29 protein-coding genes and 1 pseudogene are annotated in these 25,892 nt (G+C 58.2%); 19 read left to right on the top strand and 11 right to left on the bottom strand.

The features are described from left to right. The first annotated feature begins 141 nt into the window (after positions 1–141). Positions 142–1,497, top strand: a complete 1,356-nt coding sequence (locus CFBP5473_RS11455; protein WP_027675645.1) for a chloride channel protein — start codon at positions 142–144, stop codon at positions 1,495–1,497. Here CFBP5473_RS11455 and CFBP5473_RS11450 read toward each other — a convergent pair. Beyond that, a complete protein-coding gene (locus CFBP5473_RS11450; protein ID WP_051441293.1) occupies positions 1,494–2,273 on the bottom strand; it encodes a DUF3750 domain-containing protein in 780 nt (259 codons plus the stop codon). The genes CFBP5473_RS11455 and CFBP5473_RS11450 overlap by 4 nt on opposite strands. A 75-nt stretch (positions 2,274–2,348) precedes the next feature. Here CFBP5473_RS11450 and CFBP5473_RS11445 point away from each other — a divergent pair, with 75 nt between their 5' ends. Beyond that, complete coding sequence (locus CFBP5473_RS11445) at positions 2,349–3,353, top strand: asparaginase (RefSeq protein WP_027675644.1); 1,005 nt, start codon at positions 2,349–2,351, stop codon at positions 3,351–3,353. Between the two features lie 3 nt (positions 3,354–3,356). Here the strand turns inward: CFBP5473_RS11445 and CFBP5473_RS11440 are convergent, their stop codons facing one another. Then, positions 3,357–4,016 carry a glutathione S-transferase family protein gene (locus tag CFBP5473_RS11440; RefSeq protein ID WP_027675643.1) on the bottom strand — a complete coding sequence of 220 codons (660 nt, stop codon included), beginning with the start codon at positions 4,014–4,016 and terminating at the stop codon, positions 3,357–3,359. 354 nt (positions 4,017–4,370) lie between these two features. On the opposite strand from CFBP5473_RS11440, the gene CFBP5473_RS11435 reads away from it, so the two are divergent. Beyond that, positions 4,371–5,828, top strand: a complete 1,458-nt coding sequence (locus CFBP5473_RS11435) for a sensor domain-containing protein (protein ID WP_169696887.1) — start codon at positions 4,371–4,373, stop codon at positions 5,826–5,828. A 185-nt stretch (positions 5,829–6,013) separates the two neighbouring features. After that, on the top strand, positions 6,014–6,190 hold the full coding sequence (locus CFBP5473_RS25065) for a hypothetical protein (RefSeq protein ID WP_157835801.1): 177 nt from the start codon (positions 6,014–6,016) through the stop codon (positions 6,188–6,190). A gap of 33 nt (positions 6,191–6,223) precedes the next feature. Here CFBP5473_RS25065 and CFBP5473_RS11430 read toward each other — a convergent pair whose 3' ends face one another. Continuing rightward, positions 6,224–6,763, bottom strand: coding sequence for a MarR family winged helix-turn-helix transcriptional regulator (locus tag CFBP5473_RS11430; protein WP_051441287.1), 540 nt, complete (start codon positions 6,761–6,763; stop codon positions 6,224–6,226). A gap of 114 nt (positions 6,764–6,877) precedes the next feature. Here CFBP5473_RS11430 and CFBP5473_RS11425 point away from each other — a divergent pair, with 114 nt between their 5' ends. The 7 genes from CFBP5473_RS11425 (at position 6,878) to CFBP5473_RS11390 (ending at position 14,778) form a co-directional block, all read left to right on the top strand. Then, positions 6,878–8,404: an MDR family MFS transporter gene (locus CFBP5473_RS11425; RefSeq protein ID WP_027675642.1), complete on the top strand. Its 1,527-nt coding sequence runs from the start codon at positions 6,878–6,880 to the stop codon at positions 8,402–8,404. Positions 8,405–8,487: 83 nt separating this feature from the next. Further along, positions 8,488–9,498, top strand: coding sequence for a ligase-associated DNA damage response exonuclease (locus CFBP5473_RS11420; RefSeq protein WP_027675641.1), 1,011 nt, complete (start codon positions 8,488–8,490; stop codon positions 9,496–9,498). 220 nt (positions 9,499–9,718) lie between these two features. Continuing rightward, positions 9,719–11,341, top strand: a complete 1,623-nt coding sequence (locus CFBP5473_RS11410) for a cisplatin damage response ATP-dependent DNA ligase (protein ID WP_027675640.1) — start codon at positions 9,719–9,721, stop codon at positions 11,339–11,341. Between the two features lie 92 nt (positions 11,342–11,433). Continuing rightward, the gene (locus CFBP5473_RS11405) at positions 11,434–12,375 is read left to right on the top strand and encodes an alpha/beta hydrolase family protein (RefSeq protein ID WP_027675639.1); all 942 of its coding nucleotides are present in this window, start codon (positions 11,434–11,436) and stop codon (positions 12,373–12,375) included. A 113-nt stretch (positions 12,376–12,488) separates the two neighbouring features. Beyond that, positions 12,489–13,373 carry a L,D-transpeptidase gene (locus tag CFBP5473_RS11400; RefSeq protein WP_027675638.1) on the top strand — a complete coding sequence of 295 codons (885 nt, stop codon included), beginning with the start codon at positions 12,489–12,491 and terminating at the stop codon, positions 13,371–13,373. A gap of 197 nt (positions 13,374–13,570) precedes the next feature. After that, entirely contained in the window at positions 13,571–14,308 is a 738-nt protein-coding gene (locus CFBP5473_RS11395; RefSeq protein ID WP_084631661.1) for a L,D-transpeptidase, read from the top strand. A 131-nt stretch (positions 14,309–14,439) separates the two neighbouring features. Next, positions 14,440–14,778, top strand: a complete 339-nt coding sequence (locus tag CFBP5473_RS11390; RefSeq protein ID WP_051441286.1) for an NINE protein — start codon at positions 14,440–14,442, stop codon at positions 14,776–14,778. A gap of 53 nt (positions 14,779–14,831) precedes the next feature. Here the strand turns inward: CFBP5473_RS11390 and CFBP5473_RS11385 are convergent, their stop codons facing one another. The 3 genes from CFBP5473_RS11385 to CFBP5473_RS11375 form a co-directional block, all read right to left on the bottom strand. Next, a complete protein-coding gene (locus CFBP5473_RS11385; protein ID WP_027675635.1) occupies positions 14,832–15,125 on the bottom strand; it encodes a type II toxin-antitoxin system RelE/ParE family toxin in 294 nt (97 codons plus the stop codon). Beyond that, a complete protein-coding gene (locus CFBP5473_RS11380) occupies positions 15,122–15,370 on the bottom strand; it encodes a type II toxin-antitoxin system ParD family antitoxin (protein ID WP_027675634.1) in 249 nt (82 codons plus the stop codon). Before CFBP5473_RS11380 ends, CFBP5473_RS11385 begins: the two co-directional genes overlap by 4 nt. A gap of 162 nt (positions 15,371–15,532) precedes the next feature. Further along, positions 15,533–15,994 (bottom strand): MarR family winged helix-turn-helix transcriptional regulator, encoded by a 462-nt coding sequence (locus CFBP5473_RS11375; protein ID WP_027675633.1) that lies wholly within the window; start codon positions 15,992–15,994, stop codon positions 15,533–15,535. A 194-nt stretch (positions 15,995–16,188) separates the two neighbouring features. On the opposite strand from CFBP5473_RS11375, the gene CFBP5473_RS11370 reads away from it, so the two are divergent. The 3 genes from CFBP5473_RS11370 (at position 16,189) to CFBP5473_RS11360 (ending at position 17,845) form a co-directional block, all read left to right on the top strand. Further along, a complete protein-coding gene (locus CFBP5473_RS11370; RefSeq protein ID WP_027675632.1) occupies positions 16,189–16,614 on the top strand; it encodes an organic hydroperoxide resistance protein in 426 nt (141 codons plus the stop codon). Positions 16,615–16,737: 123 nt separating this feature from the next. After that, positions 16,738–17,121 (top strand): MbcA/ParS/Xre antitoxin family protein, encoded by a 384-nt coding sequence (locus CFBP5473_RS11365; protein WP_027675631.1) that lies wholly within the window; start codon positions 16,738–16,740, stop codon positions 17,119–17,121. Next, positions 17,081–17,845: an RES family NAD+ phosphorylase gene (locus tag CFBP5473_RS11360; protein ID WP_027675630.1), complete on the top strand. Its 765-nt coding sequence runs from the start codon at positions 17,081–17,083 to the stop codon at positions 17,843–17,845. Before CFBP5473_RS11365 ends, CFBP5473_RS11360 begins: the two co-directional genes overlap by 41 nt. A gap of 142 nt (positions 17,846–17,987) precedes the next feature. On the opposite strand, the gene CFBP5473_RS11350 is transcribed toward CFBP5473_RS11360, so the two are convergent. Beyond that, positions 17,988–18,434 (bottom strand): MarR family winged helix-turn-helix transcriptional regulator, encoded by a 447-nt coding sequence (locus CFBP5473_RS11350; protein ID WP_027675629.1) that lies wholly within the window; start codon positions 18,432–18,434, stop codon positions 17,988–17,990. Between the two features lie 120 nt (positions 18,435–18,554). Between CFBP5473_RS11350 and CFBP5473_RS11345 the strand changes: the two genes are divergently transcribed. From CFBP5473_RS11345 to CFBP5473_RS11335, 3 genes are read left to right on the top strand one after another with little or no spacing between them, the layout of a single operon-like run. Further along, complete coding sequence (locus CFBP5473_RS11345) at positions 18,555–19,283, top strand: DUF899 domain-containing protein (protein ID WP_027675628.1); 729 nt, start codon at positions 18,555–18,557, stop codon at positions 19,281–19,283. A 13-nt stretch (positions 19,284–19,296) separates the two neighbouring features. Then, positions 19,297–19,785, top strand: coding sequence for a DUF1579 domain-containing protein (locus CFBP5473_RS11340; protein ID WP_027675627.1), 489 nt, complete (start codon positions 19,297–19,299; stop codon positions 19,783–19,785). Between the two features lie 43 nt (positions 19,786–19,828). Beyond that, positions 19,829–20,620, top strand: coding sequence for a VOC family protein (locus CFBP5473_RS11335; protein ID WP_027675626.1), 792 nt, complete (start codon positions 19,829–19,831; stop codon positions 20,618–20,620). A gap of 38 nt (positions 20,621–20,658) precedes the next feature. On the opposite strand, the pseudogene CFBP5473_RS11330 reads toward CFBP5473_RS11335, so the two are convergent. From CFBP5473_RS11330 to CFBP5473_RS11320, 3 genes and pseudogenes are all read right to left on the bottom strand, one after another. Then, positions 20,659–20,961: pseudogene (locus CFBP5473_RS11330) on the bottom strand (LysR substrate-binding domain-containing protein); the annotation flags it as partial. Positions 20,962–21,070: 109 nt separating this feature from the next. Continuing rightward, on the bottom strand, positions 21,071–21,898 hold the full coding sequence (locus CFBP5473_RS11325) for an aldo/keto reductase (RefSeq protein WP_027675624.1): 828 nt from the start codon (positions 21,896–21,898) through the stop codon (positions 21,071–21,073). Between the two features lie 299 nt (positions 21,899–22,197). After that, positions 22,198–23,487: a pilus assembly protein TadG-related protein gene (locus CFBP5473_RS11320; protein ID WP_027675623.1), complete on the bottom strand. Its 1,290-nt coding sequence runs from the start codon at positions 23,485–23,487 to the stop codon at positions 22,198–22,200. A 199-nt stretch (positions 23,488–23,686) separates the two neighbouring features. On the opposite strand from CFBP5473_RS11320, the gene CFBP5473_RS11315 reads away from it, so the two are divergent. Beyond that, positions 23,687–24,391: a helix-turn-helix transcriptional regulator gene (locus tag CFBP5473_RS11315; RefSeq protein ID WP_027675622.1), complete on the top strand. Its 705-nt coding sequence runs from the start codon at positions 23,687–23,689 to the stop codon at positions 24,389–24,391. Between the two features lie 45 nt (positions 24,392–24,436). Beyond that, entirely contained in the window at positions 24,437–24,805 is a 369-nt protein-coding gene (locus tag CFBP5473_RS11310; protein WP_027675621.1) for a VOC family protein, read from the top strand. A 303-nt stretch (positions 24,806–25,108) separates the two neighbouring features. Here CFBP5473_RS11310 and tam read toward each other — a convergent pair whose 3' ends face one another. Then, positions 25,109–25,879 (bottom strand): trans-aconitate 2-methyltransferase, encoded by a 771-nt coding sequence (gene tam / locus CFBP5473_RS11305; RefSeq protein ID WP_027675620.1) that lies wholly within the window; start codon positions 25,877–25,879, stop codon positions 25,109–25,111. Positions 25,880–25,892: the final 13 nt, after the last annotated feature.

Raw genomic sequence — 25,892 nt, 5'->3', positions numbered from 1 at the left:
GCATTGCAAATGCGATGCGCCATCCTCTTCCTTTTCTCGACAAATGTCAAAGACACGGTTGTAATCACCGGAAGGGGGGCAGATAACGAGCTATTCCTGACGCGCGTCATTTAGCCGAACAAAAAAATGTCTGGACCCTCAATGCCTGCCAAATACAAGAAAATGAAAATGGTGCGTCGCTCCCGTGTCGTCTGGGGTTCCTGGCGCATCTGGAAACCGCGTGCCGTGTTCTGGATCGGTGCTCTGGCGGTTGGCATCATCAGCGTTGGTTTTGCCAAGGCGGCGGATTGGGCGCAGCACCTTTTCCTGTCAACCACGACGTCTGGAGAGTGGACCTTTCTGCTTCCGCTCATCATCACACCGCTCGGCTTCATGCTCTGCGCGTGGCTGGCCATGGTTGTCTTCCCGAATTCCGGCGGAAGTGGTATTCCGCAGGCCATCGCCGCCCGGCACTTTCATGATGATGAGGATCGTTCGCGGCTGCTGTCGCTGAAGCTTGCCGTCGGGAAAATCGTACTGACGATTGCGGGCCTGCTATCGGGCGCATCCATCGGTCGCGAAGGGCCGACGGTGCAGGTCGGGGCCTCGATCATGTTACAGGCGGCGCGCATTGGCGGCATGGCACAGGCGAGGGGATTGATCCTGGCCGGATCGGCGGCTGGTATCGCGGCGGCCTTCAATACGCCGCTTGCGGGTATCGTCTTCGCCATCGAGGAGATGAGCCGCACCTACGAATCGCGCGCCAACGGGCTGGTGCTGACGGCCGTCATCCTGTCCGGCATGGCCTCGCTCGGGCTGGTCGGCAGCTACACCTATTTCGGTACGAGCACAGTGCTGATGCAGTCGGCGGCCGATTGGGGCCTTGTCGTCATCTGCGGCATTGGCGGCGGACTTTTCGGCGCGCTGTTCAGCGCGGGCGCTCTCAGGGTCTCGCAGCGCGTCCGCCGCTGGGCACACACGGTTCCGCTGAAGCGTATGCTGATCGTGGCGGGTATCTGCGGGCTCGCTTCGGCCATCATCGGTGTCGCCACCGGCGGCGCAACATTCGGCACGGGCTATGAACAGGCGCGCGCAGCCATCGAGGGAGAAGCAGCGCCATCGCTTTACTTCCTTGAAAAGCTCGCTAGCACCTTCCTCGCCATGATGTCGGGCATCCCGGGCGGCATTTTTGCGCCGTCGCTGTCCGTCGGCGCGGGTTTTGGCAGCACCGTCTCAAGCGTACTCGGCACCAGCATCGGGCTCGGCGCAATCCTCGGAATGGCAGGATATTTCGCGGGCGTGGTGCAGGCACCGATGACGGCATTCGTCATCATTCTGGAAATGACCGGCAATCATGATGGCGTCATCGCCATCATGGCCGCATCCATGCTCGGCTATGGCACGTCACGCCTGATTTCAGCGGAGCCGCTCTATCATGGCCTGTCGCGTGTCTTTATCGCGCAAGGGATAAGGGCCAAGCGGGCCAGCCATCCGCGTGCGCCGGAAACAGGCGCTTAAGCCGAAACCGGCTTTCGCTCCGGCGCAGGCTCGAAGGAATTGACGCCGAAATACCCAAGACCGGGGATTTTGAGGCCGGGGTGCTGAATATCCAGACCGGCAACGAGGCCGAGGAAGTTCACCTCGAAGCCACTGCGCGCGCCCAGAGAAACGCCGAAGAAGCCGCCCAGCGAGAAGCTCGCATCCTTCCAGTCATCGGCAATGTGGAAGAACTCACCATTGGGCAAATAATCGCGGCCCACCGCATCCGGTGGCAAGACCACGCCAAGCTCCGGCACGCTGCGCAGCACATGGGCGACGAAGGTATTGGAGTTCGGGCCGGGATAGATGCGGTATCCGCCAGCCTTGCCATAGGGATAATCCGCAATCGCTTTCTGTATTTTCGGGATCAGCCTTTCGGCCTCGTCGCCATGCAGTTCCAGTACCTTGCGCGGCATGTTGGAATACCAGTAGGCGTCTGGCGCATAGGCGTTGCGGCGAATGGGCGTGCCCCAGCCGACCTTGTCGTAACGCTCGTAGCTCGTGGCATTTTCCGGCTTCATGACGATCCATGCATGGCTGGCGATGGAGCCTTTGAAGCCGCCGGTCATGGCTGAATAGATGTAGATCGCAGCCGGTTTGTCTGCGGGCGCTTCCGGCAGAATGCCCGCGGAAGACCAGCGCGCGTTGCGATAGCCCGTTGGGTGCTCCTTCATGGCCCATAATCCGGCGGAGGCCAGAGCGGGCAGGAGATAGATGATGAAGACGACAGCGAAAAACCGTTTGGCAAATTTCAATGAGATGGCCCCGTGCATCATGCGGCTGATTTAGGTAAGAACAGTCGCAATTTCGAATTTTTTGAGGCCAGCAGCATGCACAACCCCGTTACCGTAGAAGTCACGCGCGGAAATCTCGTCGAAAGCCGCCATAAGGGCATGGCGGTGGTGGTGGATGGAAATGGCAAGACCCTGTTTGCCGCTGGCGATGTGGAAAGCGGCGTCTTCCCGCGTTCGGCCTGCAAGGCAATGCAGGCGCTGTTTCTTGTCGAAAGCGGTGCCGCGGATGCCTATGGCTTCGGCAATCGCGAGCTTGCACTTTCCTGTGCCTCGCATTCGGGCGAAGATGCGCATGTGGAATTGGCGGCCTCGATGCTGGCGCGGGCGGGCAAGGATGTGGAGACGCTGGAATGCGGCGCGCACTGGTCGCTGGACCAGAAGGCGTTGATCCAGCAGGCGCGTGGGATGGACAAGCCGACCGCGCTGCACAACAACTGCTCCGGCAAGCATTCCGGCTTCATCTGCGCCTGCTGCCATAACGACATCGAGACGAAGGGATATGTGAATTACGAACATCCCTTGCAGCGCGAAATCCGCACCACGATGGAACGCCTGACAGGCACGGCGATTGCGCAGGATAATTGCGGCGTGGACGGCTGCTCCATCCCCACTTACGCAGTGCCGCTGAAGGCTTTGGCGCATGGCTTTGCGAAGATGGCGACAGGTCAAGGACTGGAGCCTGTGCGCGCCAAGGCCTCGCGCCGCCTGATCGATGCCTGCATGGCGGAGCCATTCTATGTTGCGGGCACGGGCCGCACCTGCACGAAGCTGATGGAAATCGCACCCGGCAAGATCTTCGCCAAGACGGGCGCGGAAGGCGTATTCGTCGGTGTGCTGCCAGAGCAGGGCATTTCCATTGCGGTAAAATGCGAGGACGGCACCACGCGCGCCGCCGAAGCAATGATTGCAGCGCTTCTGGCGCGCTACTTCGAAAAGGACAGCGCCGAACAGGCAGCGCTTCTCTCCATGGCAAACCGCTCCATGAAGAACTGGAACGGCATCCATGTCGGCGATATCAGAGTGACGTCAGCCCTCTCTTAAATATCAGGCAGGTTCTGCCGTGCGGGCATCCCACATGGCCTTGAATGCCGGGCGGGCCTGGCAGCGTTCCAGCCATGCTTTGACGGCAGGGTGCGCGTCGAACAATGGGGCGTGCGCGTGGGCATAGCGAACCACTTCCGCAGCATTGATATCCGCCACGGTAAAGCGGTCGCCAACCAGATACTCCTTGTCCGAGAGGTGCTGTTCCAGCACGCGGAAGGGGCGGCGCAACATACGGGCTGCCACTTCGATCACGGCCTTGCCGGTTTCGCTGTCTCCCAGTCCTTCTGCAAAGGTTGACGAGATTTTCAGCGCATTCGCCTCGATCTCGGTTGCCGCGAAGAAGGACCACTGCATCATATGCGCATCTTCCGCCAGATCGGCAGGCGCCAGCGCTCCGCCATGCTTGCGGGCAAGATAAAGGCTGATTGCCATGGATTCATACAGAACCATGCCCTCATCATCGATGCAGGGAATAGTGCCCATGGGGTTCACGGCAAGATAGGAAGGTGTCAGCGTGTTGAGCGGCGCATCTACTGCCAGCGGGTCTGCCACGCGGCGCGCCTGAATGACTGGCACATGTTTGAATTCAATACCCAGTTCGCCAGCAAGCCACAGCGTGCGTGTGGCGCGTGAACGATATACTCCATAAATTGTCAGCATTCTCGAAGCCCCTTCCTATGCTGCACGCAAACTAGATTTGCTTGCCAAGAAACGAAAGGCTTGAGGAAAGGGGTTTTCGATGATTTTTTCTGAATTATGCGTAGCTTTCAATTGCCGAATGCTAATGAAATATGTATTTGAGGTTGCAATTTCGAGACAGTCCCAATTCGGGATATATTTACGGATAGTGAGACTGTTGTAGAATATATTAATTGAGCATAAGCAAATGTGCTTCATTATGGGCGCAGTTGAATTGTCCAGAATGATGATAATGCTCCGCTGATTGGGCGATAGCGGATAGGGACCGTGTTTTTTGGGGGCGCTTGCGCAATGCGTGAGGAACAGGGCATTCGCATGTCCAGAGTACAAGATCCTTTGCTGGACATACTTGTCTCTGACACACTCGACAGTCGTTTGACTTACCTGTTGGACAATATTCCTGAAATGGTCTTCATCAAGGACCGTGAGGGATACTACACCTATATGAACGCGGCAGCCCTTGCCTGTCTGGGGCACGACAAGGATTACATAAAGGGTCGCAGACTATCGATCTTCGATCTCACCTCCGGCGAGACTGCGCGGCGCATACATGAGATGGATCAGGGCATCATGGCCAAGGGCGTGGGGCTTTACAATGCGGAACAGCGCGTCGTCGGGCCGGAGGGTAGCGTGCGCTGGTATTCCGGCACGCGTATACCCGTGCGGGACGAGGCGGGCGCTATCATTGGCCTTGCAGGCATTTCGCGCGATATTACCGCTGCCAAACGGCAGGAAACGCTGCGCAAGAGCCATGCAAGCCTGCTGGAAATGATCGTGCATGGCGAGCCGCTGCCAGCGGTGCTGGATGCACTGGTCCGCACGGTGGAGCGCTTGCTGGACAATGTCCGGGGTTCCGTTCTTCTTTTGGATGACAAGACCGCGCGGCTGCGCCACGGGGCTGCGCCAACCCTGCCGGAAAGCTATGTTTCGCTGGTGGATGGCGTTGCCGTTGGCCCGAAAGTCGGCTCCTGCGGAACGGCTGCATGGCGGCGCGAGGCGGTTTATGTCAGCGATACGTTTCAGGATCCGCTCTGGGAAGATTTCGTCGAGATCGTGATGCGCCACGGGCTTCGCTCCTGCTGGTCCACACCGATTACCGGTAATAACGGCGTGCTGCTCGGCACCTTCGCGCTTTATTCGGGAACCGTGCGGATGCCTTCGGAGCTGGAGAAGGAAATCATCGATATGGCGACCAATATCGCCGGTATCGCCATCGACCGCCGCCGCGCCGAAGACCGGGTGCATTTCATGGCCCATCACGATCCGCTGACGGGCCTGTCCAATCGCAACCTGTTCTGGAGCCAGTTCCGCCGGGCGCTGCATGAGGCCAAGCGCGAGAGCCGCCTTGTCGCGATCACCTATATCGATCTCGATAATTTCAAGCAGATCAACGATGTCTATGGACACGCCACCGGCGACGAAGTTCTGCGCTGCGTGGCAGAGCGGATCTCCAGCTGTATTCGCGCATCCGATATTGCCGTGCGACTGGGGGGTGATGAATTCGCCATCATCTTCAGCAATCCAAGACATGACGAGGCGGGTATTCTGGCGCGGCTGGAGGAAATACGTGGCCTTGCAGGCCAGCCGATTCCGCTGGAAACCGGCTCGATCAGCGTCACCTGTTCTTCCGGCACGGCCTTCTACCCTTCGGATGGCGAGACACCGGAAAGCCTTCTCGCAAAGGCCGATGCTGCCATGTATCAGGCAAAGAAAAGCGGTCGCAACAGCATCCGCGTTTTTGAAAACCAGAACCTCAGCGGCGCTGGTATCTAAGAGTCTGTTTGGAAACTCGGCGGCGGAGAGCCGGGGAATGATTTTTGTGGCCTGCTGCGTCGAAAATCTTGCCGACATCAAAGCACAGCCTGCGTCAAATCGCCCTTCTACCGGCTTGATCTCGGTCAAGTTCAGTCCGTTCGCCGCGGCTAGACTGCCTTCATCGAAGCGATGGAGGGGTCAACATGACCAATCACAATATGGTTCTGGATGCGCTGGCTTCGCCCGTTTATGCGGGCTTTGCAATCGCCGTTTTGCTCTCGGCACGGCAGGTGGAGCGCTGGAAGCCCAAGGGCGTGACGGGTGAGGGCAGGGTCAGCAGAATTGCGGAAACACCGCGTCACTCGAAAGCTCAACTCTGATTTTACGAACAGGCGGGGCTGTCCATCTCCCGCCTACTTCGCCTCACTCTCCCTTGCGGCGGCACACTGGCTGTTGGCATCGGGAGTGAGGCGCTTTTCGAAGCGGTCCACGAAGCGGTCATAGAGGCGGGCGAAACTGGCAATATCGTCTTCCGCCCAGTCGCCAACGACATCACGTATGATGCCGATCTTGGCGTCGCGCATTTCCGCCAGAATGCTTTCGCCCAAGGGCGTAACGCCGATGATGCTGCGCCTTCCATCCTCCTGCGAAACCTCTCGCTGCAAAAGCCCGCGTCCAACCATTTCCGCCACGACACGGCTGCCGCGTGAAGGATCGATCCGCATGGAGTCGGCAATGGCGCCCACGGTCACATCGCCGGTTGCGCGTTTCACCACGTCCAGCACATCGATATGCGAAAGCTCCAGCCCCGGCGCCAGCTTGGCGATGGCCATGCGACCGATCACACGCCGACCGATCATGATGCGCATCCGCGTCATCGTGTGGCTGATGGCCAGCACGTTGTCTTCTCGCACATCTGGCTCCTGTGCGGAAATGCGTGGCTGATCGTTCATTCCTTCCCCCAAGTTGTCGTCTCACGGCACCTTAACAGAATGTCACGAAACATGCCATTGACATATATATGCTAAAGGCACATAAATTGAAGCGTCAAGCGCGAGACTCTTCCCATGGATATGTCGGTTACGCCTGCGGCTCCCCTTGTTGCGGATCCTAGACGCAGGCTTGTTGTTTTCTTCTTTTTGATGTTTGCCATGTTCATGGCGACGCTGGATAACCAGATCGTTTCCACTGCATTGCCAACGATTGTCGGTGAATTCGGCGCTCTGGAACGCTTCGGCTGGATCGGCTCTGCCTATCTGTTGGCCACCAGCGCCGTGATGCCCGTCTATGGCAAGCTGGGCGATCTTTTTGGCCGCAAATATGTGATGATTTCCGCCATCGTCATCTTCACGCTGGGCTCGCTGGCCTGTGGTCTGGCATGGTCCATGAACTCGCTGATTGCCGCCCGCGTGCTTCAGGGTCTTGGCGGCGGCGGCATCATGGTGTCGATCTTCTCGGTCAATGCCGATCTTTTCGCACCGCGTGAAAGAGCGCGCTATCAGAGCTATTCCAGCCTCGTCATCATGGCGTCGGGCAGCGTCGGGCCCATCCTTGGCGGCACAATGAGCGATCTCTTCGGCTGGCGTTCCATCTTCCTCATCAACCTGCCCATCGGCATTCTCGTCATTGCCGGTCTTGCTTTCCTGCTGCCTTACCGCCGTCCGGATCGTCAGCCGAAAATCGATTATATCGGTGCCATTCTGCTCGCCGCTACCATCTCCAGCGTCGTACTCTGGGCAGATAGCTCGGAACTGTTCGGCTCGCTCTTTGCATGGCAGAGCCTTGCCATCGTGGCTTTCGCCATCATTACCGCCACGCTCTGGGTGCAGGTGGAAAAGAGGGCGCCGGAGCCCATCGTTCCGCTACGCCTGTTCAAGGATTCGACCTTCCCCTTGCTCATGATCATCTCGCTGGTCGCCGGCGGCCTCGGTATCGGCATGGTCAATTATTATGCGCTGTTCCTGCAGACCACCACGGGCCTGTCGCCATCTTCGGCGGGCCTGTTCTTCATCGCCGTTACCGGCGGTATCGTCATGGGCTCGCTGACGGCAGGCCGTCTGATTTCAATCACCGGCAGCTATAAGCCGTTCTCGGTCATCAGCATGTCGATTGCGCTTGTCGCCATGGTCTGCTTCTCGCAGGTTCACGCAGGCACACCGCTCCCCATCATCGCGCTGTTGATGCTGTTGCAGGGAATGGGCGTTGGCCTTGGCCAGCAGGCGCCGATTATCGGCGTGCAGAATTCCGCTTCCAAGTCGGATGTTGGCGCAGCCAGCGGTGCGGTTTCGCTGACCCGCATGGGCGGCGCGGCGATTGCCATTTCCATCTATGGCGCGGTGATTTCCTCCAATCTGAAGGGTGTCGGCGGGGATATTCCGGGCGTCGGCAAGATCCAGGAGCTGACGCCGAAGATGCTGGCGGAGCTCCCCGCAGCGTCCCAGAGCGCTGTCGCAAACCTCTATGCCGGGGCGTTCACACCGCTCTTCCTCGCTGCCGCCGCCACCGCCGTCATCGGTCTCATCGCAGCCATCATGCTGAAGAACGTTCGGCTTCCCATGGCAGCGGAGGAGAAGCCCGCCGTAGCGGAAGCGTGATGCCTGAAACGCTTTAGGACGATGCAGGGAACGCGCGGGGGCGGCGCGCGTTTTATGCAGATGCTCAAACGCAAATGTCGCCCATGAAGCCAGAGAAATTGCTCAATCCCACGCCGAAGGGCCTCTATTGCCCTGTTGGTGATTTCTATGTGGACCCGGTCCGCCCGGTGCCGCGGGCGCTGATAACGCATGGCCATTCGGACCATGCGAGGGCAGGGCACGAGAGGGTTCTCGCCACCCGCCAGACGCTGGACATCATGCGCCTGCGCTATGGTGAGGATTTCACCACGAGCGAGCAGGCCGTCAATTTCGGCGAGACTGTCGAGGTCAACGGCGTCAAGGTCGGCTTTCACCCCGCAGGCCATGTCCTCGGCTCCGCCCAGATTTCCATCGAATATGATGGGACGCGCATCGTTGCGTCCGGGGATTACAAGCGCGGTGTCGATCCCACCTGCGCGCCCTTCGAACCCGTGCCTTGCGACGTTTTCATCACCGAAGCGACATTCGGGCTTCCGGTTTTTCACCACCCTGCGCCTTCCCGCGAAATCGCCAAGCTGCTGACATCGATCAGGCAGTTTCCCGAACGCACTCATCTGGTTGGCGCATATTCGCTGGGCAAGGCGCAGCGCGTGCTGCGGCTGCTGCGCGATAACGGCTATTCCGGCCCGGTCTATATCCATGGAGCGCTGGCGAAGCTCTGCGATTACTACGTTTCACAGGGCATCGACCTTGGCGATATCCGCCCTGCAACGCTGGAGAAAAGCAATTCAGCCCAGTTCAAAGGCGCCATCGTCGTCGGCCCGCCTTCAGCATTTCAGGAAAAATGGGCGCGCCGCTTCAACGAACCACTGATTGCCTTCGCCTCCGGCTGGATGATGGTGCGCCAGCGCGCCAAACAGGGCGGCGTGGAACTGCCGCTGGTCATCTCAGACCACTGCGACTGGCCGGAACTGCTGGAAACGATCAAGGAAGTGGCACCGTCACAGGTTTGGGTCACGCATGGGCGTGAGGAGGCATTGGTGAGGTGGTGCGAATTGCAGGGCATTCCAGCTAGGCCGCTTCATTTGGTGGGTTATGAGGATGAGGGGGATTGATGGTGCGACATTCGTGGCTTACCCCCCTCTGTCCTGCCGGACATCTCCCCCACAAGGGGGGAGATCGAATCGCAGCGATCTATCGCCCATATCAGACGTCGAGATTGGGGTTATGCGGGCGCGTCTTGCCAATCTCCCTCCTTGTAGGGGAGATGCCCGGCAGGGCAGAGGAGGGTATAGCCCCACCAACTGACCTTGCCGTCTCCCCGGAGGCCCACCCATGAAAGCCTTCGCCACCCTTCTGGACCGCCTTGTCCTAACCCCCTCCCGCAACGGCAAACTCAAACTCCTCACGGACTATTTCCGCGACACGCCTGATCCGGACCGGGGCTACGGTCTCGCCGCCATCGCAGGCACGCTGGACCTCAAAAGCGTCAAGCCCGCCATGCTGCGCGAACTCGTTCTGGAGCGTATGGACGAGGTGCTGTTTCGCTATTCCTATGATTATGTGGGCGATCTGGCCGAGACGATTTCGCTGGTCTGGGATACCAGCCAGAATGCCGATCAGCCAACGGATGATCCGGGCCTCGGCGAAGTCGTGCACCAGATCAATGCGCTGGGCAAAACCGAAGTCCGCGCCGCCGTTCGCGATCTGATGAACCGGCTCGATACCTCATCACGCTTCGCCTTCCTCAAACTCGTCACCGGCGGCCTGCGCATCGGCGTTTCGGCGCGGCTGGCGCGGCAGGCTCTGGCGGATTTCGCAGGCAAGGATATCACCGAGATTGAGACGTTGTGGCATGGCCTAACGCCGCCCTATGAGCCGCTTTTCGCCTGGCTGGAAGGCAAGTCCGACCGCCCGGTTCTGGCCACGCCCGCCATCTTCCACTCTGTCATGCTATCCACGCCCGTTGGCGATAACGATCTGGAAAATCTCGATCCGCAGGATTTCGCTGCCGAGTGGAAATGGGATGGCATCCGCGTGCAGCTATCCCGCTCCGGCGATACGCGCAAACTCTACTCCCGTTCCGGCGACGATATTTCCGGCGCATTCCCGGATATTCTTGAGGCCGCCAATTTCGATGGCGTTATCGATGGTGAGCTTCTGATTGGCGGCACGGCGCGTTCCAACAGTTCGACCCGAACCTTCTCCGATTTGCAGCAGCGCCTGAACCGCAAAACAGTGACAGGCAGGATGATGGAGGATTATCCCGCTTTCATCCGCGCCTATGATCTTCTGTTCAAAGGCGATGAGGATATCCGCGCCAAGACCTATCTGGAACGGCGGAAAGGCCTGACCGAGCTGATCGAAAAAGCCCCGCATGATCGTTTCGATCTTTCGCCCATCGTGCCCTTCTCAAGCTGGCAGGAGCTGGACGATCTGCGCAAGGCGCCGCCCGATCCGGTTATCGAAGGCGTGATGATCAAGCGCAAGGACAGTATCTATCAGGCAGGCCGCGCCAAGGGGCCGTGGTTCAAGTGGAAGCGCGATCCCTTCAATATCGACGCGGTGATGATGTATGCCCAGCGCGGCCACGGCAAACGTTCCAGCTATTATTCGGATTTCACCTTCGGCGTCTGGTCGGAAGGGGAAGATGGCGAGCAGCTGGTGCCAGTGGGCAAGGCCTATTTCGGCTTTACCGATGCGGAGCTTGAAGTGCTGGACAAGTTCGTGCGCGATAACACGGTAGAGCGCTTCGGTCCGGTGAGGGCAGTTCGCGCCACGCCGCAATTCGGCTTCGTTCTGGAAGTGGCTTTTGAGGGCATAAACCGTTCCGCCCGCCATAAATCCGGCGTGGCCATGCGCTTTCCAAGAATAGCCCGCCTGCGCGCGGACAAGCTGCCCTCGGAAGCCGACAGGCTGTCCACACTGGTGAGCATGATCGATGCGCGCGAAGCGTGAATATATATGGGAAGTCGCAAAACATTGAGTAGACAAGATGATTTTCAAGTGCTGAAATTCAATTGTGCAACGCTGATCCAGGTATCTCGTCAATGACTGACAAGCGCTCCGCCGACATAAATCTTCTCCAGCCCACGCGCCGCAGCTTCCTTGCGGGCACGGTAGGTCTCGGTCTCGCCACCATGCTGCCGGTCGCCGCCCATTCGGAAATCGACCTGCCGCCAACCCTGCCGCTTGAGCGGGAGGATTATGCCAAGGCGCGCCTGCGCTTCCACACCCATCTGCTGAAGAAGATTTCAGCGCCTGAAAAATCCGGCCCTCTGGGCACACCTCCCGGCGCACGTCGCGTCACTTATCCGGGCGGTCCGAACGGCTCCATCGAACTCGTTGCGTGGCTTTCCGAATATGTGCCGGACGAGAAGAAGCTGAGGCCCGCCGTTCTGTTCCTCCATGGCGGCAACGCAACTGGCGATGGCCATTGGGCCATGATGAAGCCCTATTGGGATGCAGGCTTCGTCGTCATGCTGCCGTCCTTCCGTGGGGAAAACGGACAGAAGGGCAATTATTCCGGCTTTTACGATGAAACCTCCGACGCGCTTGCCGCCGCCACCTATCTGGAGAATCAGCCGGGCATAGACAGGAATCGCTTCTTCGTCGCGGGCCACTCCAATGGCGGCACGCTGTCTCTGCTGGCCTCGATGACGAGACAGTTCCGTGCGGCGGTACCCATTTCGGCGGGCGTGAATTCGTGGCGCTATTTCAACCGCTATACTGATGAGCTCTGCTTCGATGAGTCGAACCCGCAGGAATTCATCATGCGTTCCTCGGTCTGCTTCGGCCCAAGCCTGAAATGCCCGACGCTTTTGCTGCGTGGCATGGAGGAACGGCCTTTCGATGCGGATCACCACCTGCTTGTGGAACGCGTACGCGCCACGGGCACGAGAATCGCGCATGAGCTGCTTCCCGGCACGCATAATGGCGTAGTTCCGGGCGCTGTGGGCGAGAGTATCAAATTCTTCAACGAATTTACCTGACGCCGAGCAGCCGCGCCTTTGCGGCTGTCTTTTCCAAAACGCACCGATTATCCAGCCTCGCGCCAGCCGCGCTTGCCATTGTGCCGTCATTGATATCTCTATGAAGCGGTCCGATGACACTTTTTGCCTTGAAGACTTTCCGCCGATTTGCCTGCATTCTGGCGCTGTCACCGCTTTTGAGCGGCTGCCTTTTCGTGACGGATACCAGCCGCATGAATGCAGATGTCTTCGTGCAGGAAACGGCTCCGGTCTTCAATTATAATAATGTCGGCTCCATTCCGCGCCCGCCGCTGCCGCCAACGCCCGGCTCCATCAACAGCCGCCCGCCGGATCTGTTCCGCTCGCAATTCCAGCAGCTCTACGGCCCGCCGACAACGGCACGCCCTGCACCGGCATTGTCACCAGCCTATACGGACCGCACGGTGGGTTACGGCCTGCCGGTTTCCAATCCACTGCACCGCGCCATGTATGATGTCGTCTCGGATGATGGTCACACTCTGCCCGCCATTCCTTACAGCCGCATCGACCCGCGCTATCTTCGCCAGGAAGTAAGCTACCAGACGGCGGAAGCGCCCGGCACCATCGTCGTCGATACCAAGCAGCATTTCCTTTATCTGGTTCAATCGGACGGAAAGGCCGTTCGTTACGGTGTCGGCCTTGGTCGCGCGGGTTATGCATGGGCAGGCAAGGGCAAGATTCAATGGAAGGCCAAGTGGCCACGCTGGACGCCGCCGGATGAGATGGTGGCCCGACAACCGGAGCTGGCTTCGATTTCCGCCGCCAATGGCGGCATGGTTCCCGGTCTTAACAACCCGCTCGGCGCGCGGGCTCTTTACATTTTCAAGGACGGTAAAGACACGCTGTACCGCGTTCACGGAACGCCCGACTGGCAGTCCGTCGGAAAAGCCACGTCTTCGGGCTGCGTGCGCATGCTCAATCAGGACGTGATCGATCTTTACGAACGCGTACCGCAGGGCGCCCCCATTGTGGTTATCTGATCACTAAGGCCGGGGAAAGCGTTTTGGGGATGCTAATGTTGCAATGCTGCAACTGGCATTCAGTATGTTTTAACGACTATACCAATACGTGATCTACTCGTGGAACAAACGACGTACAGCGAGATTGAAAGGCAGGTTCTGCAAGCTTTCGCAAAGCAGCCCGCCCCAGTCGCTTCCGATGTGAGAAAACCGGCCTTATGATGAGCACCGACACAGATCTTTCCAGACGTACTTTCCTTTCCCTTCTTGGCCTCTCCTCTGCATCGCTTTTGGCGGGCTGCGCTTCTTCCGGCGTCCGGCCTTATAACAGCGTTCAGCCGGGCAGCCTTGCAAGCAACTTTGCGGGCGATGTCCGCTCCATGTTCGCAGGCGGCATTTCAGATGCCGAACTGGCTGTCATGTATGGCACGGTCGAAGATGGCGGCTTCGTCATCCCGGCGGTTCCCTACCAGAAAATCGACCGCCGCTTTTATCGCCAGCGCGTCGTGGACCCGACGGGCGAACGCCCCGGCACGGTGGTTGTCGATACGCGTTCGCGCTTCCTCTACGTGGTCGAGCCGGGCGGTTCCGCCATGCGCTACGGCGTCGGCATTGGCCGCGAAGGCTTCGCATGGTCGGGCGAGGGCGTCATCCAGTGGCGTCAGAAGTGGCCAAAGTGGACCCCGCCAGACGAAATGGTTGCCCGCCAGCCGGAACTCGTCAAGTTCTCCTCCAAGAACGGCGGCATGCAGCCGGGCCTGAAAAACCCGCTAGGCGCCCGCGCCCTCTACATCTTCCAGAACGGCCAGGACACTCTCTACCGCCTGCACGGCTCGCCGGAATGGAACTCCATCGGCAAAGCCGTCTCCTCCGGTTGCGTGCGCCTGATGAACCAGGACATCATCGACCTTTACGATCGCGTGCCGAACAAGGCTCGTGTGGTTGTTTGGCAGTAAGCCTTATTAACCTAAAGCCCAGGCAGACGAGAAGACTGCCTGGGCTTTTACATTTAAATTCAATTTTTAGTTGATATTTTTCTTTTTGACGCGATATTCTTCCGGCTAAAACATGCCTGGAGAGCTTATCATTGGTCAACATCCCCAAAATTCCACGCGGCGCGGCCTCCGATACTGGCGACGAGCGTTACCGGACGAAGCTTCCTGATCGTAAAATAACCTGGGTCGCGTATCTCTTGCTTTTACTGGGCGGAGGCGGAATATTTGGGTTTCACCGGTTTTATCTCGGATTTTATCGTTCCGCAAAAATTCAACTCTGCTTAGGCATCGGAGCGTTATTATCACCGTTTTTGCTGCGTGGAACATTCATTGATGATGTCTTCTTTTTCGCTGCAATGAGCTGGTATCTAGTCGATCTCTTTTTAATTCCCGGCATGGTGAAATCTGCGAATAGCCTATTTGAGTCATAATCATTCGCTGACTTTGTGAGTCGGTGTCGCACAATTCTTGATTTTTACGCGAGCTACTTGGGCAGGTTAAAGATTACGTCCTGTCTTTGATGCAAAATGCGAACGATATCCAGCCTGTCACCTTGATCGCGGAAGTAGATCATATGCGCGCCGGTGTTATATTTCAGATAGCCGGAGCGTACATCGACCGGGCGGCCATGCCTGACGCCAGCGGCCAGATCAAGGCAGGCATCCCGGATTTCATCGGTATAGCGGTCGGCCTGATCCAGCCCCCAATTCGTGGCGCTGTGTTCCCAAATGTGGTCAAGGTCCGCTTCTGCCGCAGGCGAGAGAGCAAGGGCCTTCATCGGCCCTCATACTCTGCGCGCTTGCGAGTCTTGAATGCCTCAAAGTCGAAAGCTCGTGGCTCCCCTGACTGCTCCCCGGCGATCAGGGCGTCTTGAAGGGACTTCACCTTGGCCTCATGCTCTTCCAGCAGCCGCAGTCCTGCTCGGACAACGTCACTCGTAGAGCCGTAGCGACCTGTCTGCACCTGGTCCCTGATAAAGCTGGCGAAGTGATCTCCGAGCGTTATAGAGGTGTTCCGGGCCATTTGTGCCTCCCTTAGCCAAATAACCGGCTGTACCAATAAGTATTACATCCGGTCGGTTTGGACAAGGCTGAGAGGTTCAGAATTAGCCAAGACATTTTGAGTCTTGCGAGCAAATTTGGAGAGGATAAGCGCTTCGACCAATGGCGATCAAAGTCGCAATCCTTACACCTTCACCAAATTATCCCTAAGCGTATTCAGTCGATCCCGCATCTGCCCCAGTTCCTCAAGGCTGCATCCCGTCGCTTCCCCAATCGAGCGCATCACATTCACAGCCCTCTTCTTCAACTCAGCCCCATCGGACGTCAGTGTAATCATCACCTGCCGCTCGTCCACGGTACCGCGTTTGCGGGTTATGAGCCCTGCCTGTTCCAGTCGTTTGAGGAGGGGGGAGAGGGTGCCGGAATCCAGTCCCAGCATTTCGCCAAGCGTCTTGACTGTGGCGGTGTCCTTTTCCCACAGCGCCATCATGACGAGATATTGCGGGTAGGTGAGGCCCAGCGGTTCGAGGAGGGGCTTATATGCGCGGTTGAACGCGTGGGATGCGCCGTAGAGCGCGAAACATATTTGCAGGTCCAGCCTTAAAAGGCCTTCCATCGTGTTGTCGTCCATCGTGGGGGCGTCCATCTTCGTGGGCTCCAAAATGCAGTTGGAGAGGGAACATTTTATCCCGTCACTCGGTTCCTGCGCCATGCACAGGCGATGCAATCTTCTGGAATTAATAGCGGAAAACGAAAAACATCTCAATGTGCAAAATTATATTGCGCACAATCAAATTGTGCTATATATGATAGTCAACGCAAACGAAGGGAGTAACTGACATGCCAATTCTCTACACAACCAAGGCAACTGCAACGGGTGGCGGACGCGAAGGCAATTCCAAGACCGAAGACGGCGTACTGGACGTAACGCTGACCGTTCCGAAAGAACTCGGCGGCAATGGCGCGCATGGCACCAACCCTGAACAGCTTTTCGCAACCGGCTACTCCGCCTGCTTCCTCGGCGCCCTGCGCGTCGTTGCCGGCAAGGAAAAGGTAAAGCTGCCTGATGATACGACTGTGACAGCAAGCGTTGGCGTTGGCCCGCGCGAAGATGGCGGCGGCTTCGGCATCGATGTGTCGCTGAAGGTCAACATCCCCGGCTTGGAAAAGGCCACAGCAGAAGATCTGGTGAAGAAGGCGCATATCGTTTGCCCTTACTCCCACGCGTTGCGCACCTCCACGGAAGTCCCGGTTTCCGTTGAGTAATTGGGTTTTGACGTAATCTCGTCCCCGTGATTATCGTCACGAGAACGACCGGTTGCCCTCAGCCGGTCGTTCTTGTTTTAAGAAAGAAATATGCTATATTCTTTCCATGGAAAGGATATGACGATGAATATCCAGATCAAACCGGTTGATGACCCGCATGCGCAGGGCAGGGTGGTAACCAAGGCTGCAATGGCCGCCGCAGAGCGCCTCGGCCTGAACGCCGCACGTATGGCGGATATTCTAGGCCTTTCCGCACCCACCGTATCGCGCATGAAGCGGCTGGATTTCATTCTGGAACCGGGCAGCAAATCCTTCGAACTCGCCGTCCTCTTCATTCGCGTTTTCCGCTCGCTTGACGCTATCGTGGGCGGAGACGAGGCCGTGGCGCGCGCATGGCTGCGCAATGAAAATGAAGCGCTGATGGCCGTTCCCGCCGAAAAACTGACCTCCATTACCGGATTGCTTGATGTCCTCACATATCTGGACGCCAGACGCGCTCCGATCTGAACTCGTCCCGACTTCCGGTCAGTGGTGGCGTCTTGTCGAGGCGCAGCACCGTGTCTCGACTATGAAGCTGGTAGACACGGTGGATGAACAATCCCTGCTCGAAGATATTCTGGAAGGCAGCAAACGACGCTTTCCGCCTGAATGCGTGGGGCTGGATTATCTTCTTGCAACCCCGTTTCGCTATGGCTCCGCCTATCCCCACGGCTCCCGCTTCCGCCGTGCCGGGTTGACCAAGGGCGTCTATTACGCGGCTGAGAGGGTCGAAACCGCGCTGGCCGAGATGGCCTTCTATCGCCTGCTGTTTTACGCGGAATCGAAAAACACGCCGCTGCCCGCCAACCCGGCGGAATACACCGCCTTCGCCGCAGACATCGAAACGCAACACGCCATAGACCTGACGCGGCCCGATCTCGTTCGAGATGAGAACCGCTGGACGCATCTGACGGATTACGAGCCCTGCCAGTCGCTTGCCGAGACAGCGCGGGAGGCTGGTGTCGATGCGATCCTTTACCGCTCCGTGCGTGATCCGAACGGCGGGATGAATATCGCGCTGCTGACGCCGGTCGGCTTCAAGGCGAAGCGGCCCGTGGCGCGGGCGAGTTGGCGCATTCGCTTATCAAAGGTGGGTGTGCAAGCGCTGTGCGAAGTGCCGCTTCAGCGGATCGGATTTTCGATTGAGGATTTTGCGGAGGATCCGCGAATTGCGGGGTTTGTGAAAGTATGACCCCCACCCGCCCTCATTCCTGTCCTTGTGACAGGAATCCAGTCATCGTGCGTCCGCACGATGGTAGAGTCTTTTCAGCCCAAAGACTTGGGCTGGCTGGATTCCTGTGACAAGCACAGGAATGAGGGTGAGAGGGAAAGACTCACCCCAAATCCACCAAATCTCGCCGCAACCGCTCCGCATCGCCGCTGCCAATCTGCGCTTCCACCTCCGCATGCGTCCCCGTCCATATCGGCATCGCGGCAGCCAATATCGTCAGCCCTTCCGCCGTCAGCCGCAGGCGTTTGCCGCGCTTGTCCTTCGGGTCCGGTTCAACCACCAGAAGCCCACGCTTTTCCAATGGCTTCAACGCCGCCGTCAGTGTGGTGCGGTCCATGGCGAGCAGGTTCGCAACCGGCCCCATGGGTGGCGGCTCGGGGCGGTTGAGCGACATCAGCAGGGAAAATTGCCCATTCGTCAGGCCGACGGGCTTCAGCGCATTGTCAAACCGCCGGGCGAGCGCCCGCGCCGCGCGCTGGGCATGCAGGCAAAGGCATGTATCGCGCACAAGGAGGGTCGTCGAAAAAGGAATCACGGCTGCGTTTGACATAAGCAATATATGTTGATATCAACGTAAATAGTCAAGCGCATTCGCTTGGGACTGGATTTGCTGAACATCGTACCATGATCGTCGCTACGCCGGGAGGGCGGGCGACAGGAGGAGGACTTCATGCAGAATACCGTCGTATCCCGTGAAGAATGGTGGGAGGCCCGCCGAGAGCTTCTGACACGAGAAAAGGAACTCACCCGCGCGCGGGACCGGTTGAACGAGGCGCGCCGGGCGCTGCCTTGGGAACTGGTGACAGAGGATTACATTTTCGATGGTCCCTCCGGTCCTAAATCTCTCAGCGAACTCTTTGGAGATTGCAGCCAGCTGATCGTCTATCACTTCATGCTGGCGCCGGATTGGGAGGAGGGCTGCGTTGGCTGTTCATTCTTCGCGGATCATCTGGATGGCGCAATCGTTCACCTGAAGGCAGCCGATGCCGCTTTCGTCGCGGTCTCCCGCGCGCCGTTGGAAAAGATCGAGGCCTACAAATCCCGCATGGGCTGGAAGTTTCCGTGGGTTTCTTCGGAAGGCAGCAATTTCAACTACGACTATCAGGCATCCTTCCGCGATGAGGATGTTGCCGCGGGCACAATCACCTACAACTACACTGAAATGCCTGCGATGGGCGACCTGAAGGATCTGCACGGCACCAGCTTTTTCGCCAAGGGCGAGGACGGCAGAATCTACCATACCTACTCCACCTATGCCCGCGGCGCGGAGCAAACTCTGACCACGCTGATGATGCTCGACCTCGTACCGAAAGGTCGCAACGAGGAAGGCACCATGAACTGGGTGCGCCGTCACGATCAGTATGAGGATGCACCGAAAGCAACGAGCTGCTGCCATTAACGGAGGACGGGTAATGGAATGGTCCAAGCCGCAGGATGAGCACGCCTTTCTGCACCGCATGGTCGGCGATTGGAAAATGGTCTCGACTACGAGCGACGCCAATTATAACGCTGACGACCCTAGCCAGTGCTTCCGCGAAACCATCCGCTCTATTGGCGGCCTCTGGATCGTGGGCGACAGCCGGGGCCGCATGCCGGATGAATCTCCGATGACGGCAGTTATGACCCTCGGTTTCGATCCCAAGAAAAACCAGTTCGTCGGTTCCTGGGTAGGCTCGATGATGAGCAATCTGTGGATCTATAAGGGCTGGATGGAGCCGGATGGCAAGACGCTGGTACTCGAGGCCGAAGGCCCGAGTTTCGATGGCAGCGGCGAAATGGCGCTCTATCATGATGTCATTACATTGCACGACGATAATCACCGTACCTTCGCAAGCAGCGCCCGCCAGCCGGATGGCAGTTTCAAGGAGTTCATGTCTTCAGAATTCCATCGCGTGAACTGAAAATAAAATACGGGCAACCATGCCGCCAACAGGGAGTGAACCAATGTCTGAGACCCACGGAAAATACATATGGGCGGAATTGATGACGCCGGATAAGGACGATGCCGGCCGGTTCTACGCCCATGTCGTCGGCTGGGAACTGAAGGATTTCGGCTCACCGGAGATGGGTTACAAGATTTTCGAAGCAAACGGCGTTGGCGTCGGCGGCATGATGGAACTGACGGAAGAGCATAAGGCCGAAGGCATTCCGCCAAACTGGACCCGCTATGTGGCGGTGGACGATGTGGATGGTTCCGCCAGGCTTTTCGAAGAAAAGGGCGGCAAGATCATGCGCCTGCCATTCGATATTCCGGACGTGGGACGCATGGCTGTCGTGACAGACCCCTCCGGTGCCGTCCTTTGCATCATGACGCCACGACCGATGGATGGCAGCGGCAGCTTCCCGAAGGAACCGCAAAATATGAACGGCCATGTCGGCTGGAACGAGCTGTTTACGGATGACGTGGACCGCGCGATGGCCTTCTATGGCGATGTCTTCGGCTGGGTAAAGAACCGCGATTTCGACATGGGGGAAATGGGCCCATACCGCATTTTTGGCTATGCCGGTCATGACGGCAAAGACATCGGCGGCATCATGAAACGCCTACCCCAAGTCCCCGTCTGCCATTGGGGGTACTACTTCAACGTCGATGGCCTGGAAGACGCGATCACCCGCGTCAGCACCGGCGGCGGCAAGGTCATCAACGGACCAATGCCAGTCCCCGGCGACAGCTGGATCGCCAATTGCCAGGACCCGCATGGCGCTTATTTTTCGCTGGTTTCGATGCGGAAGTAATTCCAACCATAACGGTGGTCTGCCGCCGTCCCGGCAGATCACCCACCCCTCGGCAATCTCACATGATCGATGAATGCCCTGAGCTTCGGCGCCAGATTTCTACGGCTGGGGTAGTATCGATAGAAGCCTGCGAAGGTTGGAGAGTAGTCTTCCAGCATCGAGATGAGCTGGCCGCTTTCGATGAACGGGCGGAAGGTTTCTTCCATGCCAAAAGTGATGCCCGCCCCGGCGCAGGCAAGCTTGATCATCAGTTGCATGTCGTTGGTGGTGAATTCGGGTTTGACGGCAACAGAGACGTTGCGGTCGTTTTCGACAAGTTCCCATCGGAAGGCGCGGGCGCCAGCCGATTATCGGAAACAGACCAGCCCAACGGGTGGGCTGGTCGTGGCTTTCTGCTGCCCGTCACCATGCCAAAGAATTAACCTGAAGTGACGGAGAAGACCTTATCAATCAATCATCCCATTCCGGTGCCAGATGACCCGGATTGACAATCCGGCCATCCTTCTTCGCCAGCGCGAAGACCGCCTTCATTTCCTCTTCCGAAAGCTCGAAATGGAAGATATCGAAGTTCTCGCTCAGGCGGCTTTCAGTCGCGGTTTTGGAGAGGGCAATGATATCCGGCTGCTGCACGGCCCAGCGCAGCGCGATCTGGGCGGCCGTCTTGCCGTGCTTGGAGCCGATGTCTTTGAGCACCTCGTCATGCGGAACCTTGCCGTCCGCCATCAGGTAGTAAGCGGTGATCGAGATGCCGTGTTTGCGGGCGGCTTCGATGACTTTGGTCTGGTCGAGATAGGGGTGATACTCGATCTGGTTGTTGGCGATTGGCGCATCGGAGAGCTTTACGGATTCATCCATCAGCGCAACGTTGAAGTTGGAAATGCCGATATTGCGCACCTTGCCCGCGTTGCGCACTTCGTTGAGCGCGCCGATGCGCTCTGCCAGTGGCACGTCACTCTTCGGCCAGTGCAGCAGAAGAAGATCCACGTAATCCGTCTTCAGCTTCTTCAGGCTTTCATCGACGGATCGGATGAAATCACCGTGCTTGTACTGGTCGACCCAGACCTTGGTCGTCAGGAAGATATCGCCGCGTGCGACGCCGGAACTGGCGATGGCGTCACCTACCGCCGCTTCGTTCTTATAGACCTGCGCCGTGTCCACATGCCGGAAGCCGAGCTTCAGGGCTTGCGGCAAAATGCGGTGCACATCATCTTCCGGCATACGAAAGGTGCCGAAGCCCAGAGCCGGGATGTTTGCGCCATAGGCGTTCACTGTCTGCATGGTGTTTCTCCGTTTTGTGGGAGTTGGCCCCGTCAGATGCGGGGCAGGAGGGTCCTTTTATTAAGTGTGTCGAACCACGTTCGGTTCAAGCCGGTTGCATAAGTTTTGACTGAGGAAGGTGCGAATTGGTGCGGATCAGCTTCGATCCAGCCCCTGGAAGCGCGGTGAATGGTGGCGCGACGACAAGCCCGCCAATCCATCCCGCCGTTCGTTTGCTGCCGCGTGATACATAGGCAAAGGGCGAGTATGTAAGCCATACTCGCCCTTTGCATGACATTCTATATCATGCTGAACAGCTATCAGCTGGTCAAACGCGGCGCCGTAATCACCCGCTTGAAGAGCGCGGCCATGGCGTCGGTAATGCCCTGCGTCGGGCTGACTTCGAAGAACAGGCCGGGCGTTGCGCACTCCTGCATCCTGGTGGAAATCTGGGACTGGAACGGGCTGATCCAGGTGTTGTACCAGGCATTTGTCGGCAGGGGCAGATAGGTGGTGTAGAGAACCGCGATGCGATAGCCCTTCTGCTTCAGCGCCGTGCAGAACTTGGTGTCGATTGGCTCCTGACAGCGGCCACCCGTGCTTTTCTTCGTGCATGTCGAAGGCTTGTAGCTGTCGCCCACGCCATCGGAAACGAAGAATACCACCTTGTCCGGAGTTGCGGTGCTGGTGCCGTCTCCGGCAGTGCCCATTTTGGCGCCGACCTGCGTCAGCGCGCCGTCGATGTCTGTCTGCTGGTCGTTGTTATAGCCCTGATAGGGAATGGACATGAGGTCGATCGTGGCCGCTTTTTTCTTGGCCGTGGCAAGATCCGTGGTCAGCGGCACGACTTCCAGAACCTTGGCATCCTCCGCCTTTTCACCGAAGGTGTACACGGCCATGCGGTACTGGTTGCTTGTCTTGCGCAGCGATGTCGCGGTGTCCATCAGGGCAGCAGTTGCCTGCGCCACCACGTTGATGCGTGTGGTAACGCCGAGATTCTTGGCGAGGTAATAATAGCTGTTCTTGTCCGCTACGCCGTCCTTAACGACGTGACAGGCAAAGGCGCATTTGTCCTTGGTGTTGTCGACCAGCGTCTTCACGTCAGAAGGCGTTGCCCCCACGCCCATGGAAGGCGTATTGTCCAGCAACAGATAGAAATCGCTGTACATTTCGGTCTCGTACTTGGCTGTCGCCTGGCCGCTGACCGTCACGAATTCCTTACCGAGCAGAGCGGTGAGCGTGGTCTTGACGGTGGCTTTGAACTGCACTGACGATAGTACGGCGTTGCCCTTCTTCACGACGGAAACCGTGGCATTATCCACATCGAAGTCGTCGCGGCCCACCTTGTCGCTGCTGAAGAAGTTGAAGGCTTCTCCTTCGGGAAGCTCTATCGTGCCATCGCCAGCCATCTTGCGTGCGGCCTCCACCTGTGGAGACATCTTGGCAACGGCGGCAAGCGCTGCGGCGTCCGCCGCCTGCTGCAGGTCTTCCTTCACGGCCATGGCCTGGCTGATATCCAGCGCCACACCTGCCGCTCCAAATAAAGGAACAATGAGAAGCGCGGTAAGAACGCCGAAATTACCCGCTTTATCCTGCCAAATGTTGCGCATGTGTTTCCCCAGGCCTTAAGTAGTTCGGGAGTGTATTCGGCTTCTATTGAAAAGCGGTTGCTATAAATAACTAATGCAAGATGAATCGTTATATTCAATACCCTCACGTTTCGGCGGGTGTTTGCACATGGCGACAGGCAGGCTTATGAGAATATCGGCGTGCCCGTTAACCGCCAGCTTCCACGGCCCGGAGAAGTGATTGTCCCGCTCGCAACGCCTGCTCGATCTTTTACAATTGCTGCGCAACCACCGCAGCCCCGTCAGCGGCGTGTATCTGGCGGAAAAAACCGGCGTCAGCCTGCGCACGCTTTATCGCGATATCGCGACGCTTCAGGCGCAGGGCGCCAATATAGAAGGCGAGGCGGGCGTGGGTTATGTGCTGCGGCCCGGTTATCTGTTGCCCCCGCTGATGTTTTCGGAAGCCGAGATAGAAGCGCTGGTGCTTGGCTCACGCTGGGTGGCCGGGCGTGCGGATGGACCTATGGCGGCTTCAGCGCGCGCGGCGCTGTCCAAGATCGCCGCCGTTCTGCCGGAAGAATTGGCAGAGGAACTGGAAAACTCCACGCTTCTCATTGGCCCGGGAAAGGTGGTAGAACTGCCGCATATAGACCTTGCGACCATCCGCGCCGCCATTCGTAGCCAATCCAGAACCGAAATCGACTATTGCGACGAAAATGGCCGCAGCAGCAGCCGTACCATCTGGCCCTTTGCGCTGGCCTTTTTCGATCAGGTGCGCGTTGTTCTGGCATGGTGCGAGCTGCGGCAGGATTACCGAAGCTTCCGCGCAGATCGCATCAACACCTTCACGCCACTGGGTGCGCGTTACCCCAAGCGGCGGCAGGTGCTGCTGAAAGGCTGGCGTGAGATGATGACGGCGCGCAGCAAGGATACTGACACAAACTGACAGTAGGGGCAGCTAGGGTCTTCCCATCAACAAAGGAGACCAGCCATGAAACACCCTAACTTCACCGTGCTTTTCGTCGAAAACCCACGCATCAGCGCAGATTTCTACGGCAAATTGCTTGGCGCAGAACCGGTGGAACTATCGGATACCTTCGCCATGTTCATTCTGCAAAGCGGAATGAAACTCGGCCTCTGGTCCCGCCACACGGCAGAGCCTGCCGTCTCGGCCACGGGCAGCGGTACGGAGATGGTGTTTCAGGTGGACGGCGACGCGGATGTCGACACCTGCCACGAGGAATGGAGCGCCAAGGGCCTGCCAATCCTGCAAAAACCAACACTGATGGACTTCGGCTACACCTTCACCGCAACCGACCCAGACGGCCACCGCCTGCGTGTTTATGCGTTTCATGAATGAGGGGAAGTGAGGGTGATGCCCGATGCCCGACCCTTTGCCGTCCGGTTTAGACTGCGAGGGTAGTTTGGGGCGAGAACAGTTCCCCCACCCGTCACCCCGCACTTGATGCGGGGTCCAGCAGACGCGCGTCTGCGCGTCAACAGAGTCTTTCAGACCAAGGACTTGGTCTGACTGGATACCGGATCAAGTCCTGTATGACGGTGGTGTGGGATGCACGATCTCCACCCTATAGCGAGCGCAGTCAACGCGTGTCCCAACGGGCGTTGAAATCCGAAAGTCGATTATCTTCGCCGCCTCCCAAACCTACTTCTTCACCGCCACGACAAACAACCGCGGAAATCTCAACAGCCGCCGCCCGTCCGCAAGTGGCGGGTAAGCGGCTTCGATGCGCTGGAGATAATCGGCAAGAAACGCCTCCCTATGCTCGCTTCCCGCAATATCCAGAAATGGGCGAAGCCCGGTTCCTTTTACCCATTCAACGATGGCTTGCGCATTCTGCATGGGGTGATTGTAAATGCTGTGCCACACATCGACGCGCGATGATTTCGGCGTAAGCCTGTCGATGTATTCTTCAGGCGAGGGCAGCTTCTTGCGTTGCGGTCCAGCCTCCGCGAACCTCTGCTTCCAGGGCCCGGCCTCCGCCGTCTCACGCATCGAGCGGTGCGAAGACTCATCCAGATTATCCGGCATCTGCACAGCCAAAACGCCGCCCGGCTTCAGGTGATCCATCAGTTGCACAAGCACGTCCAGATGGTTCGGCAGCCATTGAAACACGGCATTCGCATAAAGCAAGTCCGCCTTTGCGGCAGGTTTCCACGACGACAGATCGGCTTTGATGAACTCCGTATTCGGCAGTCGAAGACGCGCCTTCTCCAGCATATCCGCATCCGCATCCACACCGGTAATGACGTTGACGCCGAAGCGGTCGGCCAGAAGCTCGGTGGAGTTGGCAGGCCCGCAGCCTAGATCGTAACCGGCAGTGATCCGCTCCAGCGGAACCTGCGCCAGCAGGTCGCGGGCAGGGCGGGTGCGCTCGTCCTCGAACTTCAGATACTGGTTTGCCGACCACGCCATTGCGAACTCCTCT

This window comes from Agrobacterium larrymoorei (genome assembly GCF_005145045.1).
GTDB lineage: Bacteria > Pseudomonadota > Alphaproteobacteria > Rhizobiales > Rhizobiaceae > Agrobacterium > Agrobacterium larrymoorei.
This window is presented reverse-complemented; position numbering and strand designations above follow the sequence as displayed.